Here is a 13,528-nt window from a genome sequence, read left to right on the forward strand (position 1 = left end):
AGCTGATCACCTGAACGTCTTTCTCGGGTCGAACGCGTCGCGGACCGCTTCTCCGATGAAGATCAAGAGCGACAGCATCACGGACATGACGACGAAGGCGGTCAGCCCGAGCCAGGGGGCCTGCAGATTGGATTTGCCCTGCGAGATCAGCTCGCCGAGCGAGGCAGAGCCCGGAGGCATGCCGAAGCCAAGGAAGTCGAGCGAGGTGAGCGTGGTGATCGAGCCGGAGAGGATGAACGGCAGGAATGTCAGAGTCGCCACCATGGCATTGGGCAGCAAGTGGCGGAACATGATCGTCCGGTTGTTGACGCCGAGCGCCCGGGCGGCGCGGACATATTCGAAATTTCGGGCTCGCAGAAACTCGGCCCGCACAATGCCGACGAAACCGACCCAGGAGAACAAAAGCATGATGCCGAGCAGCACGAAGAAGCCGGGCGGCAGGATCGCAGCGATGATCAGGAGGATATAGAGCACCGGCATTGACGACCAGATCTCGATGAACCGCTGCAGGAGTAGGTCCGTCCAGCCGCCAAAATAACCCTGCACGGCACCGGCGGTAACACCGACGATGGCGGAGAGAACGGTCAAGGCGAGACCGAAGAGCACGGAAATACGAAAGCCGTAGATCATCCGGGCCGCCACATCGCGGGCCTGGTCGTCGGTGCCGAGCCAATTGAGATTGCCGAGCGTGCAGCCGGGATCGTTCTCCCCTTGAGGATAGCCGGAGCAGCGTTCCGCCTTGTCCATCAGCCAGAAGGGTGCCGTGGGAGCCGAATGCGGAATGTTGGAATTGGCCGTCTGGTAGGAATAGCGGATCGGCGGCCAGATCATCCAGCCATTGGCGTTGATCTCGTCTCGGATATAGTCGGAGCGGTAATCCGTTTCGGCCAGGAAGCCGCCGAACTTCTCTTCCGGATAGTTGACCAGCACCGGCACTAGAATTTCGCCTTTATAGGAGGCAAGGACCGGTTTGTCGTTGGCGATGAATTCGGCGCAGAGGCTGAGGCCGAACAACACCATGAATATCCAGAACGACCAGTAGCCGCGCCGGTTCGCCCTGAAGTTCTCCCAGCGGCGCTGGTTGATCGGCGACAGCCGCCCGGGCGCGCCGGTGACCAGGGCCGGATTGGTGGAGATGACATCTGCCATCAGACATCCCTCCGCTCAAAATCGATGCGCGGATCGACCCAGGTATAGATCAGGTCCGACAAGAGGCCGACGAGCAGGCCCATCAGCGAGAAGATGTAGAGAGTGGCAAAGACGATGGGGTAGTCGCGCTTGACGACGGATTCGTAACCAAGCCGGCCAAGGCCATCGAGCGAAAAAATGTATTCCGTCAACAGCGATCCGGTAAAGAAAGCCGTGATGAAGGCGCCCGGAAAGCCGGCGATGACGATCAGCATGGCATTGCGGAAAACGTGTCCGTAGAGGACCTGTCGCTCGTTCAGGCCCTTGGCGCGCGCCGTAATGACATATTGCTTCTTGATCTCGTCGATGAAGGAATTCTTCGTCAAAAGCGTTGTCGTTGCAAAGGCCGACATCAGCAGCGTGATCAACGGCAGGGTCATGTGCCAGAAATAATCGAGGATCTTCTGCCACCAGTTCAACTGGGCAAAATTATCCGAGACGATGCCACGCAGCGGGAACCAGTCGAAGAACGAGCCGCCGGCAAAGAGCACGATCAACAAAATGCCGAAAAGGAACCCCGGCACCGCATAGCCGATGATGATGATGCCGGACGTCCAGACATCGAAGGTCGAGCCGTCCGAGATGGCCTTCTTGATGCCAAGCGGAATGGAGATCGCGTAGGAAACCAGAAGAATCCAGAGGCCGAGCGAGATGGAGACCGGCATCTTGTCGAGGATCAGGTCGATCACCGAGGTGTTGCGGAAAAAGCTCTCGCCGAAATCGAACCGGACATAGTTCCACATCATCAGGCCGAAGCGCTCGAGCGGCGGCTTGTCGAAACCGAACTGCTTTTCCAGCTTCGCAATGAACTCCGGATCGAGCCCCTGCGCGCCGCGATATTTTCCCGAAGACTCGTCACCGAGAGGCTGGACAGCGAGATCGCCACCGCCGCCGGACAGCCGATCGCCGCCCTGGTTTTGGCCGGTCAGATCGGAAATGACCTGTTCCACCGGCCCGCCGGGGGCGAACTGAACGACGGCAAAGGAGATGGCCATGATGCCGACGATCGTCGGGATCATCAGCAGAAGCCGCCGCAGAATATAGGCACCCATCAGCGAACCCCCCGCTTGCCGCTTGTTCCGGCAGTCAGATTCGATGCGCTATCGGCAACCCTTCTGTCATCCATCAATCCGCTGGTCTCCCTCAAGGCGCCGCTTGCCGCGACCGGCTCCGGCGCTCAACCTGATTCGCATATGTGCATTTGGAGTACACAGCGAGCCCTGTGCAAGGCTTTCATTGCGCGCCGGCTGTCTTCGACCACCAGATCGCCGGGAAGCCAACGGCGTATTTGGGAAGTTCCGCTGGATGCTCGAGCTTGGCCGAATAGGCGAGCCGCGAATAGCGCGCGGTATAGCTGGGCACAACAAAGTGATGGGCGAGCAGGACACGATCGAGCGCCTTGGTCGTGGCAATGAGTTCATCGCGATCCTTGGCGAAGATAATCCTTCGAATAAGGGCATCAATGCCCGGATCGCTGATGCCGGCATAGTTCTGCGAACCGTCGCGCTTGGCAGATTCCGAGCCCCAATATTCCGCCTGTTCGTTGCCGGGGTTCAGGGATTGTCCCCAGCCGGTATAGATCATGTCGAAATCGCGCGAGCGCCAGCGGTTGGTATATTGCGACGCATCCACCGTGCGAACGCTGACCTGAACACCGATCTTCTTGAGATTTTGCGCAAAAGGCAGCGCCACGACCTCAATCGTCGGCCCGTCAAGCAGAATTTCGAAACCGAAGGGTTCGCCGGTCTTGGAGTTGACCATCCGGTTACCCTTCAGTTCGTAGCCGGCTTCCTTGAACAGGGCGATCGCCTCGCGCAGATTATCCCGCTGCTTTTTCTGGTCGCCGCCGACCGGATTCTTGTACTCCTTGGTGAAGACTTCGGGCGGAACCTGATTCTTCATCTCAGTCAGGATTTCCAATTCCCGGCCCTGCGGCAAGCCGCTGGAAGCGAGTTCCGATCCGAAAAAGTAGCTGTCGATGCGGTCGTACTGATTGTAGAAGATCGTCCGCTTCAGCTCCTCGAAATCGAAGGCGTAGTTGAGCGCCTCGCGCACACGCTGATCCTGAAACTTCGCACGGCGCAGGTTGGGAACGAAACCGACCAGAACGCCGCTGTTGCGATAATCATTGTCAACGATTTCGCGTTTGATTCGGCCATCCTTGACGGCAGGGAAATTATAGGCTGTCGCCCAGCGCTTGGCGGAGTTTTCCGCCCAATAGTCGGCATTGCCGGAACGGAACGCTTCGAAGGCGACATCAAGGTCGGCATAGTAGGAATAGGTGTAGGAACCGAAATTGTTCTGACCGATATTGACGTTGAGGTTTTTGCCCCAATAGTCGTCACGCAGCTCGTAGCGGATGGTTGAGCCCGGCGTCATTGCCGCGATCTTGTAAGGCCCCGAGCCCATCGGGATTTCGAGCGTGGTTTTCGAGATGTCGCGCTGAACGCCCTTGGCGTCCTTGCCTTCCCACCAGTGCTTCGGAACGATCATCAGTTCGCCGACGATTTTCGGCAGTTCCCGATTGTTCTTCTCATCGAAGGAGAACGTGATTTCGCGGTCGCCGGTCTTTTCGGCCTTGGTCACATGCTTGTAGTAAAATTCCTTCTGGGGGTCGAGTTCCTTGGTTTTCTCGAAGCTGAAGACCACATCCTCCGGCGTCACCGGCTGACCATCTGCCCATTTGGCCTCGGCCCGCAGCCGGAACTTCACAAAGCCGAAATCGTCCGGATAGGCGATGGCCTCCGCCAGAAGACCATAATCCGAGGCGATCTCGTCCATAGAGGGCGTCATCAGCCTGTCGTAAACGAGATTGGCTGCCGGCGGCGATGCCATTCCCGCAGCGATTTCGCCCTTGGCAAGCAACGAATTCAGCGTATCAAACGTGCCCGAAGCCGTCAGGTTCACATTGCCGCCCTTCGGCGCATCGGGATTGACGTAGTCGAAGCGGGCAAATCCGTCCTTGTATTTCAACTCGCCCACCGTCGCGGTACCGCCATGCCATTCCGGCTCCTCAGCGATTGCTGGCGAAGCCAGGGGCAGAAGTACTGCCGCCAAAGTCAGTGCGTCTCTAAAGTTCATGCCAATTCGCCGCATCCAAGCATTTCCTTTTTTTCTTGCTTGAATAACAGAATAGGCAAAATCCGGGCAATTGACAGAAGCCGCCTCAAATCAGGCATTTTTTTTGGGTCAGCATCGCAACCTGCGCAAGGCCGACACAACGACACCTTGTCAGCCAGGCGAGGACAATCGCGACTGGAGCTGTGCTTCGGGATGCGGCATTATGACGACCGGGGAATCAGCGGGGAATGGCAGTGAGAATGGCAGGACTCTTTCGGCATCTGGGATCGATGGCACTGGCGGCGCTGGCAGGCTCGAGCCTCGTCCTCGGCGACGCAACCGCAGCCGACGGCACGCCGGCCAAGCAGATTTTCGGCAAGGTTCAGCTTCCCAGCAACTCGGCTGCGAGCCCGATCGGATTTTATGCCAAAGGCTGCATGGCCGGCGCCGTCGCCATCCCGACGGACGGGCCGACGTGGCAGGCGATGCGGCTGTCGCGAAACCGCCGCTGGGGCAATCCGGCGATGATCACGCTTCTGGAACAGTTCTCGAAGGACGCCGCCCGGCTCGGCTGGGGCTCCGGCATCCTGATCGGCGACATTTCCCAGCCGCGGGGCGGGCCGATGCTGTCCGGACACTCCTCCCACCAGATCGGGCTCGACGCGGATATCTGGTTCACGCCGATGCCGGCACAGCGGCTCTCGGCGCAAGCGCGCGAAGATCTGCCGTTCACCTCCATGCTCGACAAGAGCAAATTCCTGACCGTGAGCCCGCAGCGCTGGACGCCGACCCATGCCAAGGTCGTCATGCAGGCTGCGAGCTATCCGCAGGTGGAGCGGGTCTTCGTCAATCCGGCGATCAAGAAAAAACTGTGCGACACATGGACCGGCGACCGCTCGCTGCTCGGCAAGGTCCGCCCGATCTATGGCCATGACGAACATTTCCACATTCGCATGCACTGCCCGCCCGGCGCTTCCGGATGCAAGGCGCAGGCGCCGGTGGCAGGCGGCGACGGCTGCGACAAGTCGCTGGCCTGGTGGTTCACCAAGGAACCCTGGGCAAAGCCGGTGAAGAAGCCTGGCGACAAACCGGTGAAGCCAAGGTTTGCGACGCTTTCCGACCTGCCGAAGGCCTGTGCCGCGGTGCTGGCCGCTCCGGCAGCCTCCGAGCAGTCGGCGACCTTCGGCACCGCCTATGTCGCGCCCCAGGTCCAGCCAGCGGCGAAGTCCGGCGATGCAGCGATCCAGCAGGTGATCAATGCCGGCACCAACGATCTGCCGGATGGCACGATTCCGATCCCGCTATCGCGCCCCTCCCTGCAATAGGCTGTAGGGGCGTGGCCCTTAAGCGCTTTCCATCCGCGAAACTGTGCTGTACAGGAGATCAAATCGATTTAAATCGAGACCGTCATGGTCGGTTGACGCTGGGGATCGGGGATGACCAGTCAAAAATGCGTGGCGCTGATAGCGCATGACCAGAAGAAGGACGACATCGCAGCCTTTGCCAAGGCGAACGAAGCCGTACTTGCGCGCTGGAAGATCGTCGCCACCGGCACGACCGGCGGCCGGGTGCAGGATGCCTGTCCAAGCCTCGATGTCATTCGCATGAAGAGCGGCCCGCTCGGCGGTGACCAGCAGATCGGCGCGCTGATCGCCACCGGCGAGGTGCACATGCTGATCTTCTTCACCGACCCGCTTACCGCCATGCCACATGACGTCGACGTGAAGGCATTGATGCGCCTTGCCACCGTCTACGATATTCCGATGGCGCTGAACCGGGCAACGGCAGAACAGTTGATCGACTTCCATCATCCCTGATACAGCTCTCTTTGAGCCCGCACGATCACAACGGAATGTCCCATGCCCACGCTCACAGACACCGAAAGCAGCCTCACCTTTCCGATCCTGATCGGCGATATCGGCGGAACCAATGCGCGGTTTGCGCTGCTTGTCGACGCCTTCGCCGAGCCGAAGATGTTCCCGATCATCCCGACGACGAGCTATGCGAGCATCGAGGAAGCGCTGCAGACCAGCATCCTCGACAAGACCTCGGTGCAGCCGCGCTCGGCGATCATCGCGGTTGCCGGCCCGGTCAAGGGCGACGATATTCCGCTCACCAATGCTGGCTGGGTGATCAAGCCGAAAGACATGCTGACGGCGCTTTCGCTCGAGGACGTGATCATTATCAATGATTTCGAGGCCCAGGCGCTGGCGATCGCCTCGATCGGCGAGGAAGGCCGCGAGCAGATCGGTCCCGGCAGCATTCTCGAAGACGCCTCCTGCGCCGTACTCGGCCCGGGCACCGGTCTTGGCGTGGCCGGCCTCGTGCATGCGCAACACAGCTGGATTCCGGTTCCCGGCGAAGGCGGCCATATCGATGTCGGTCCGCGCACGGAGCGCGACTATCAGATCTGGCCCTTCCTCGAGCCGATCGAGGGCCGCATTTCGGCAGAGCAGCTGCTCTGCGGCCGCGGCATCATGAACATCTACCGCGCGGTCTGCGAATCGAAAGCCTGGTATCCCGAGTTGCCCGACCCGGCGGCCGTGACGACCGGTGCACTCGCCGAACGCGATGAGGCGGCGGTGGAGACCATCTCGCTGTTTTGCACCTATCTCGGCCGCGTAGCCGGTGACATGGCGATGATCTTCATGGCACGCGGCGGCGTTTTTCTTGCCGGCGGCATTTCCCAGAAAATCCTGCCTGCCTTGAGAAAACCGCAGTTCCGCGTCGCCTTCGAAGACAAGGCGCCGCATTCGGCGTTGCTCCGGACGGTCCCGACTTTCGTTGTCACCCATCCGACGGCCGCGCTTTCAGGCCTTGCCGCCTATTCGCGCACCCCGTCGCGCTTTGGTGTGGCAACAGAGGGACGGCGCTGGAGAACTTGAAGGGCAAGCCAGCGTCAAGGACTCGCCAAAGCGGGATCAAGGGACTATAGAGCCCTGAAATAAAGCGCCTGCAAGCGCGTCGGGCTTTAAGGAAACCTGCTTGAAACAAGCCAAGACAAAGCTGCCACCCGTTGACCGCGAGACCATTGCCAGCGTCCTGAAGCGGGTCATTGCCGAAAACGGACGCGCCCATATGCGCGGCTATATTTTCGCCATCGCCTGCCTCGGGCTTGTCGCAGGCACGACCGCCTTCACCGCCTGGATCATGGAAGCGGTGGTCAACGAGGCCTTCGCCAACAAGCGGGCCGATATCGTTCTCTACATATGCGGCGCGATCTTCATTGCGTTCGTGGTGCGCGGCTTTGCCACCTACGGCCAGGCCGTGGCGCTCTCCAAGATCGGCAATAGCATCGTCGCCAGCTACCAGCGCCGGCTCTATTCGCATCTGATGGCACTGAGCGTCGGCTATTTCAGCGAAACCCGCTCCGCCCGCATCTCGGCGCAGATCAGCCAGAACGTCTCCGGCATCCGCGATGTCCTCAACATGACGGTCACATCGCTGGCGCGCGATTTCCTGACGCTCATTGCGCTGATCGGCGTGATGATCAGCAAGGACTGGCTGCTGACGCTGATCGTCTTCGTCATCGCGCCACCATTGCTGATCGGCCTTCGCTACATCTCGCGGCGGCTGAAGCAGGCAACCCGGGAATCCGTCGAAATCAACAGCCACGTGCTCGGGGCCATGCAGGAGACCATTCAGGGCATTACCATCGTCAAGGCCTTCACGATGGAGAAGCAACTGAAAACCAAGGTCGAGGCGATTATCGACCGGGCCGAAAACCGCGCCAACCGCATCGCCCGCCTCAGCGAACGCACCGCCCCGATGACGGAGACCTTCGCCGGCTTCGCGATTTCCAGCGTACTTGCCTATGCGGCATTCCGGTCGATCTACAACGGCATCCAGCCGGGAGCCTTCTTCGCCTTCGTCACCGCGTTGCTGATGGCCTACGACCCGGCCCGCCGCCTTGCGAGGCTCCAGGTGTCGCTCGAGCGCGCCGTCGTCAATGCGCGGATGATCTACGAGATCCTCGACACCGTGCCGCATCAGCGCGACCTTCCGGGTGCCGGCAATCTCGCGCTCCGGCAGGCGACGATCGAGTTCAGGAACGTCCGCTTCGGATATAACCAGAGCGACGACATTCTGAAGGGTGTCAGCTTTGTTGCGGAAGGCGGCAAGACGACGGCTCTCGTCGGCCCCTCCGGCGCCGGAAAATCGACGGTGATCAGCCTTATTCCGCGCTTCTACGACCCCTCCGGCGGCGAGATCCTGATCGACGGGCAGGACATCGCCCACGTCACCAAGCAATCGCTGCGCAACGGCCTCGCCTATGTGTCGCAGCAGCCTTACCTCTTCGAAGGCTCGATCCGCGACAATATCCGCTATGGCCGCCCGGAAGCGACGGACGCCGAGGTCGAGGAAGCGGCAAGGCTCGCCTATGCGCATGACTTCATTCGCGCCCAGCCGCAGGGCTACGATACGCCGGTCGGCGAAAACGGCGTGACGCTGTCCGGCGGCCAGCGCCAGCGGCTGTCCATCGCCCGCGCGCTGGTACGCCAGGCACCGATCCTGCTGCTCGACGAGGCAACCTCGGCGCTGGATACCGAATCGGAAGCCGCCGTGCAGAAGGCGCTCGACCACGCCATGAGCGGCCGCACCGTGGTCGTCATCGCCCACCGGCTCTCAACGGTCGTCAACGCCGACAAGATCATCGTCATGAAGGATGGGCTGGTGGTCGAGGAAGGCACCCACGAGGCGCTTGCGAAGCGATCGGACGGTCTTTACGCTCGACTGCACAATCTGCAGGGCAGCACGGCCCAGCCGGCGGTGGAAGCGCAGGTTTGAACCAGGAATTGAGGGCAGGCATGAGCGGGACGGAGATGAAACTCGTGGTGGTGGGCGCCGCCGGGCGGATGGGCCAGACGCTGATCCGCACGATCAATGCGATGCCCGGCGCACAACTCTTTGCCGCCGTGGAACGGCCGGGCTCGGCATTCATCGGCCGCGATGCGGGCGAGATTGCAGGATTGGGGCCGATCGGCGTGGCGATCAGCGACAAGCCGCTCGAGGCCTTCGTCGAGGCCGAAGGTGTGCTCGACTTCACCTCACCGGCAGCCTCCGTCGAGTTTGCCGGTCTCGCCGCGCAGGCGCGCATCGTCCATGTCATCGGCACGACCGGCTGCTCGAGCGATGACGACGAGAAGATCAAGGCCGCAGCGCGGCATGCGCGGATCGTCAAATCCGGCAATATGAGCCTCGGCGTCAATCTTCTCGGCGTTCTCACCGAGCAAGCCACGCGCGCGCTCGGGCCGGCCGACTGGGACATCGAAATCCTCGAAATGCACCACAAGCACAAGGTCGACGCGCCGTCCGGCACTGCCCTCCTACTCGGCGAAGCTGCCGCAAAAGGCCGCGCCATAGATCTCGCCAGCCAGTCCGTGCGCGTACGCGACGGCCATACCGGCCCTCGCGTCGCCGGCACGATCGGCTTTGCGACGCTGCGCGGCGGCTCGGTGATCGGCGAGCATTCGGTCATCCTCGCCGGCGAAGGCGAACAGGTGACGCTGTCGCACAGCGCCACGGACCGCTCGATTTTTGCGCGCGGCGCCGTGACTGCAGCCCTTTGGGCCCGTGGCCAGAAGCCCGGCCTCTATTCCATGCTCGACGTGCTCGGGCTGTCCTGAACCTTAAAATCCCGGAGAAACATTATCATGAGCGGCACCCTCGTCCTTGTGCGCCACGGCCAGAGCGACTGGAACCTGAAAAACCTGTTTACCGGCTGGAAGGATCCGGACCTGACAGCGCTCGGCGTCGAAGAGGCCAATGCCGGCGGCAAGGCGCTTGCCGAATACGGCATCAAGTTCGACATCGCCTTCACCTCCGTGCTGTCCCGCGCCCAGCGGACCTGCAAGATCATCCTCGACAATGTCGGCCAGCCCGATCTCGAGACGATCTGCGACCAAGCGCTGAACGAGCGCGACTATGGCGACCTGTCCGGTCTCAACAAGGATGACGCGCGCGCCAAATGGGGCGAAGAGCAGGTGCATATCTGGCGCCGTTCCTATGACGTCCCGCCGCCGGGCGGCGAAAGCCTGCGCGACACCGGCGCCCGCGTCTGGCCCTATTACCTCACCGACATCCTGCCACGCGTGCTGAGAGGCGAGAAGGTCCTGGTTGCGGCGCACGGCAACTCGCTGCGCTCGCTGGTGATGGTGCTCGACCGGCTCACCAAGGAGCAGATACTCGCGCTCAACCTCGCGACCGGTGTGCCGATGGTCTACAAGCTGAACGCCGACTCCACCGTCGCCTCGAAGGAGGTTCTCGGCGACATGTCGGGCGCGCATTGAGCACAGAGACCAACAGATGACGAAAGGGCCGCCGATGCGGCCCTTTTTCATTGTCAAACCTTGCCGGCTTCCCAGCCGAGCATCGCCCGCTTGCGGGTAAGGCCCCAGTGGTAGCCGGTCAACGCGCCGCTCTTGCCGAGCGCCCTGTGGCAGGGCACGACGAAGGAGATCGGATTGCGTCCGACTGCAGCGCCGACGGCGCGCGAGGCAGTCGGCTGGCCGATATTGCAGGCGATATCGGAATAGGTGACCGCCTTGCCGATCGGAATTTTCAAAAGGGTTTCCCAGACGCGGATCTGGAAGTCGGACCCGATCAGCACGATGCGCAACGGCTCCTCCGGACGCCACTCGCGGGAATCAAAGATGCGGGCCGCATAGGCGGCGGTCGCTGCGCTGTCTTCGACGTACTGCGCATTCGGCCAGCGATTTGCCATATCCTCGAAACTGGCTTTTTCACCACCGGCATCGCTGAAGGCAAGACCCGCAAGGCCGCGATCGGTCACCATTACCAACGCCACGCCGAAGGGACTGGGATGGAAGCCGTAGCGGATCGTCAAGCCGCTGCCGCGCTGCTTCCATTCGCCCGGGGACATTGCCTCATGGGTCACGAAGAGATCGTGCAGGCGGCCCGGGCCGGAAAGGCCGACCTCGAAGCTGGTTTCGAGCAGCGGCAGTTCTTCCTGCCGCAGCAGGCGCTTGGCGTGGTCAAGGGTGACCGCCTGCAGGAATGCCTTCGGCGACAGTCCGGCCCAGCGTGTGAACGTCTTCTGCAATTGCGTCGGCGGTTGGCCGATTTCAGCGGCGATCACCTCCAGCGACGGCTGGTCGCGGTAGTTTTCGGTCAACATCTCGACCACCCGGCTGACAATCTCATAGTCGCTGCCATGCGGCGTTATGTCGGCAGCAAGCGATGTCGTGATATTCATGATCATATCTCCTCAAGGGCAGAGATAATCATCGCAACCGGGTCTCCGCCACCCGATTCCTGCCCTGGTACCTGATGGTTTTCGGTGGAATCGACCTAAAATCAGCCGGCACCAGATCAACGCGGTTGAGCATGATGTCGTCCGAAAGCCGCTTACACTTCTCGGCATCCTGCTCTAGCGGCGCTTGACTGTCGCCAGCGCGCAGGCAAAGGCGGTGGCGAAGGTTTCCCGGTCGTCGCGGTTGAGGAAGGAGCCGACATCGGTTGCCCGGCGCCGGTCGCTGATCTGCATGGAGACGATGCCGATCTCCTCGTGGCGGGAAATGTTGAACCGCGCCCAGAAGGTGTTGAAACGATGCTCGGTCATGCGGCCGGCCGGCGTGAACTTGCGCACGGACACGTCCGTGCGCGAGACACTCACCTCTTCACGGGCGCGGGCCGACCGGTAGTTCAGCCAGAACGCCCCGAAGAGCAGCAGGAAATCGAGCCCGAAAAAGAAAACGATCGGCCAGGCGCCGATGACGACGAAGACGACGATGTGGACGAGGCTGAGCAGGCCGGCGATCAAAAGCAAGACCTTGAAGCCCTTGAGACCGAGCGAACGATGGGGCGTCAGCTCGGCGGCGAAAACCGGCTGCTCGTCTGTCGCTATCTCGGCGTTGCCATCGTTCATGACCAATGACTATAGATGCATCATGAAAAACGCGAAATCAAAATCGGCGATTGTGGCGGTGAAAGCGAGACCAGCGACGGCGAGCCGCGCCAGAACCAAGCCGAAGACCGTCTACAGCAAGGCGGAAATCGAGGAGATTTTCCGCCGCTTCTCCGTCCAACGTCCTGAGCCGAAGGGAGAGCTGGAACACGTCAACCCGTTCACGCTCGTCGTCGCGGTGGCCCTGTCGGCACAAGCGACGGATGCGGGCGTCAACAAGGCGACGCGGGCGCTGTTTGCCGCAGCCGATACGCCGGAGAAGATGGTTGCTCTGGGAGAGGAGAAGGTTCGCGAATACATCACGACGATCGGGCTCTATCGCAACAAGGCGAAGAACATCATTGCGCTCAGCGAGAAGCTGATCGCCGATTTCGGCGGCGAGGTGCCGCGCACGCGCGAAGAGCTGATCACACTGCCCGGCGTCGGCCGCAAGACCGCCAACGTCGTGCTTTCGATGGCCTTCGGACATTCGACGATGGCAGTGGACACGCACATCTTCCGCATCGCCAACCGGATCGGTCTTGCCCCGGGCAAAACCCCGGACGAGGTCGAGGAGCAGCTGATGCGGATCGTTCCGGATCACTATCTCTACCATGCACACCACTGGCTGATCTTGCACGGACGTTATTGCTGCAAGGCGCGCAAACCCGAATGCCAGCGCTGCGTCATTGCCGATATCTGCAAGTCGGCGGAAAAGACCAACGAAATTCCCGCACCGCTGGTCGAGCTGCCGGCGCAGGTCATTTGACCGAAATGCCGTCGATCAGCGCGGCGATCGCCCTTTCATAGTCCTCGCGATTTCCGCCGGCTTCGATGGCGAGTGCAGCCCGGTCAAACGCTGCTGCGAGAAGACCTGTGAAAGCGTCGAGCAGGTCCGGGGCCTTGCCGCCGACGGCGAGGAGTTCCTTCAGGCCCTGCCTGAGGCTGGCTTCCGAATATCTCTCGTCCACCTGCCGCATGGCGGTTGATCCAAGAACGGCAGGCCCCTCCAGCAGCAAGAGCCGGGTGCGCCCCGGCACGGCCAAGGAATCGAAATAGGCACGCGTGCCGTCGAGAATGGCCTGGCGCGCTGTCGCCGAAGCTGCCGAGGCCGCTTCGATTTCTTCACTGACTTTCCTTGCCTCGTCGGCAACAACGGCAGCGAAGAGCGCCTTTTTGTCCTCGAAGTGATGATAGAGCGCGCCGCGGGTGACGCCCGCCGCCTCGACGATGTCCGGGGTCGTCGTGTCCGCATAGCCCTTCTCGATGAAGAGGCTCCGGGCCGCCGCGATCAGCGCTGCCCGCATCATTTCCGTCCGTTCGCTGTTGCTACGCCGCATTTCTCACCTTTACATACAATCTGTATGTATGTTA

The 13,528-nt window shown here is 61.4% G+C and carries 13 protein-coding genes; 7 read left to right on the plus strand and 6 right to left on the minus strand.

What is annotated here, in order from left to right:
• Positions 1–6 precede the first annotated feature (6 nt).
• The 3 genes from JNB71_RS07505 to JNB71_RS07515 form a co-directional block, all read right to left on the minus strand.
• Positions 7–1,149, minus strand: coding sequence for an ABC transporter permease (locus JNB71_RS07505; RefSeq protein ID WP_220371232.1), 1,143 nt, complete (start codon positions 1,147–1,149; stop codon positions 7–9).
• Entirely contained in the window at positions 1,149–2,240 is a 1,092-nt protein-coding gene (locus JNB71_RS07510; RefSeq protein ID WP_220371233.1) for a microcin C ABC transporter permease YejB, read from the minus strand. Before JNB71_RS07510 ends, JNB71_RS07505 begins: the two co-directional genes overlap by 1 nt.
• A 181-nt stretch (positions 2,241–2,421) precedes the next feature.
• Positions 2,422–4,269 carry an extracellular solute-binding protein gene (locus JNB71_RS07515; RefSeq protein ID WP_223215802.1) on the minus strand — a complete coding sequence of 616 codons (1,848 nt, stop codon included), beginning with the start codon at positions 4,267–4,269 and terminating at the stop codon, positions 2,422–2,424.
• 227 nt (positions 4,270–4,496) lie between these two features.
• Between JNB71_RS07515 and mepA the strand changes: the two genes are divergently transcribed.
• The 6 genes from mepA (at position 4,497) to JNB71_RS07545 (ending at position 10,538) form a co-directional block, all read left to right on the plus strand.
• Entirely contained in the window at positions 4,497–5,573 is a 1,077-nt protein-coding gene (gene mepA / locus JNB71_RS07520) for a penicillin-insensitive murein endopeptidase (protein WP_431028375.1), read from the plus strand.
• A gap of 111 nt (positions 5,574–5,684) precedes the next feature.
• Positions 5,685–6,065, plus strand: a complete 381-nt coding sequence (locus tag JNB71_RS07525; RefSeq protein ID WP_220371236.1) for a methylglyoxal synthase — start codon at positions 5,685–5,687, stop codon at positions 6,063–6,065.
• A 42-nt stretch (positions 6,066–6,107) separates the two neighbouring features.
• Entirely contained in the window at positions 6,108–7,133 is a 1,026-nt protein-coding gene (locus JNB71_RS07530) for a glucokinase (RefSeq protein WP_220371237.1), read from the plus strand.
• 100 nt (positions 7,134–7,233) lie between these two features.
• On the plus strand, positions 7,234–9,036 hold the full coding sequence (locus JNB71_RS07535; RefSeq protein WP_220371238.1) for an ABC transporter ATP-binding protein: 1,803 nt from the start codon (positions 7,234–7,236) through the stop codon (positions 9,034–9,036).
• A gap of 20 nt (positions 9,037–9,056) precedes the next feature.
• On the plus strand, positions 9,057–9,875 hold the full coding sequence (gene dapB, locus JNB71_RS07540) for a 4-hydroxy-tetrahydrodipicolinate reductase (protein WP_220371239.1): 819 nt from the start codon (positions 9,057–9,059) through the stop codon (positions 9,873–9,875).
• 27 nt (positions 9,876–9,902) lie between these two features.
• Positions 9,903–10,538 carry a 2,3-bisphosphoglycerate-dependent phosphoglycerate mutase gene (locus JNB71_RS07545; RefSeq protein ID WP_112851643.1) on the plus strand — a complete coding sequence of 212 codons (636 nt, stop codon included), beginning with the start codon at positions 9,903–9,905 and terminating at the stop codon, positions 10,536–10,538.
• A 53-nt stretch (positions 10,539–10,591) separates the two neighbouring features.
• Here the strand turns inward: JNB71_RS07545 and JNB71_RS07550 are convergent, their stop codons facing one another.
• Entirely contained in the window at positions 10,592–11,464 is an 873-nt protein-coding gene (locus JNB71_RS07550) for a methylated-DNA--[protein]-cysteine S-methyltransferase (RefSeq protein ID WP_220371240.1), read from the minus strand.
• Between the two features lie 174 nt (positions 11,465–11,638).
• The gene (locus JNB71_RS07555) at positions 11,639–12,136 is read right to left on the minus strand and encodes a DUF2244 domain-containing protein (RefSeq protein ID WP_220371241.1); all 498 of its coding nucleotides are present in this window, start codon (positions 12,134–12,136) and stop codon (positions 11,639–11,641) included.
• Between the two features lie 22 nt (positions 12,137–12,158).
• On the opposite strand from JNB71_RS07555, the gene nth reads away from it, so the two are divergent.
• The gene (gene nth, locus JNB71_RS07560; protein ID WP_220371242.1) at positions 12,159–12,923 is read left to right on the plus strand and encodes an endonuclease III; all 765 of its coding nucleotides are present in this window, start codon (positions 12,159–12,161) and stop codon (positions 12,921–12,923) included.
• Here nth and JNB71_RS07565 read toward each other — a convergent pair.
• The gene (locus JNB71_RS07565; RefSeq protein ID WP_220371243.1) at positions 12,916–13,494 is read right to left on the minus strand and encodes a TetR/AcrR family transcriptional regulator; all 579 of its coding nucleotides are present in this window, start codon (positions 13,492–13,494) and stop codon (positions 12,916–12,918) included. The genes nth and JNB71_RS07565 overlap by 8 nt on opposite strands.
• Positions 13,495–13,528 lie beyond the last annotated feature (34 nt).

Source organism: Rhizobium herbae (assembly GCF_019511375.1).
Classification (GTDB): Bacteria; Pseudomonadota; Alphaproteobacteria; order Rhizobiales; family Rhizobiaceae; genus Pararhizobium; species Pararhizobium herbae_A.

Bases quoted from the DNA above. Each gene is read 5' to 3' on its own strand.
- JNB71_RS07505 (WP_220371232.1), bottom strand. From the start codon at position 1,149: ATGGCAGATGTCATCTCCACCAATCCGGCCCTGGTCACCGGCGCGCCC.
- JNB71_RS07510 (WP_220371233.1), bottom strand. From the start codon at position 2,240: ATGGGTGCCTATATTCTGCGGCGGCTTCTGCTGATGATCCCGACGATC.
- JNB71_RS07515 (WP_223215802.1), bottom strand. From the start codon at position 4,269: ATGAACTTTAGAGACGCACTGACTTTGGCGGCAGTACTTCTGCCCCTG.
- mepA (WP_431028375.1), top strand. From the start codon at position 4,497: ATGGCAGTGAGAATGGCAGGACTCTTTCGGCATCTGGGATCGATGGCA.
- JNB71_RS07525 (WP_220371236.1), top strand. From the start codon at position 5,685: ATGACCAGTCAAAAATGCGTGGCGCTGATAGCGCATGACCAGAAGAAG.
- JNB71_RS07530 (WP_220371237.1), top strand. From the start codon at position 6,108: ATGCCCACGCTCACAGACACCGAAAGCAGCCTCACCTTTCCGATCCTG.
- dapB (WP_220371239.1), top strand. From the start codon at position 9,057: ATGAGCGGGACGGAGATGAAACTCGTGGTGGTGGGCGCCGCCGGGCGG.
- JNB71_RS07545 (WP_112851643.1), top strand. From the start codon at position 9,903: ATGAGCGGCACCCTCGTCCTTGTGCGCCACGGCCAGAGCGACTGGAAC.
- JNB71_RS07550 (WP_220371240.1), bottom strand. From the start codon at position 11,464: ATGAATATCACGACATCGCTTGCTGCCGACATAACGCCGCATGGCAGC.
- JNB71_RS07555 (WP_220371241.1), bottom strand. From the start codon at position 12,136: ATGAACGATGGCAACGCCGAGATAGCGACAGACGAGCAGCCGGTTTTC.
- nth (WP_220371242.1), top strand. From the start codon at position 12,159: ATGAAAAACGCGAAATCAAAATCGGCGATTGTGGCGGTGAAAGCGAGA.
- JNB71_RS07565 (WP_220371243.1), bottom strand. From the start codon at position 13,494: ATGCGGCGTAGCAACAGCGAACGGACGGAAATGATGCGGGCAGCGCTG.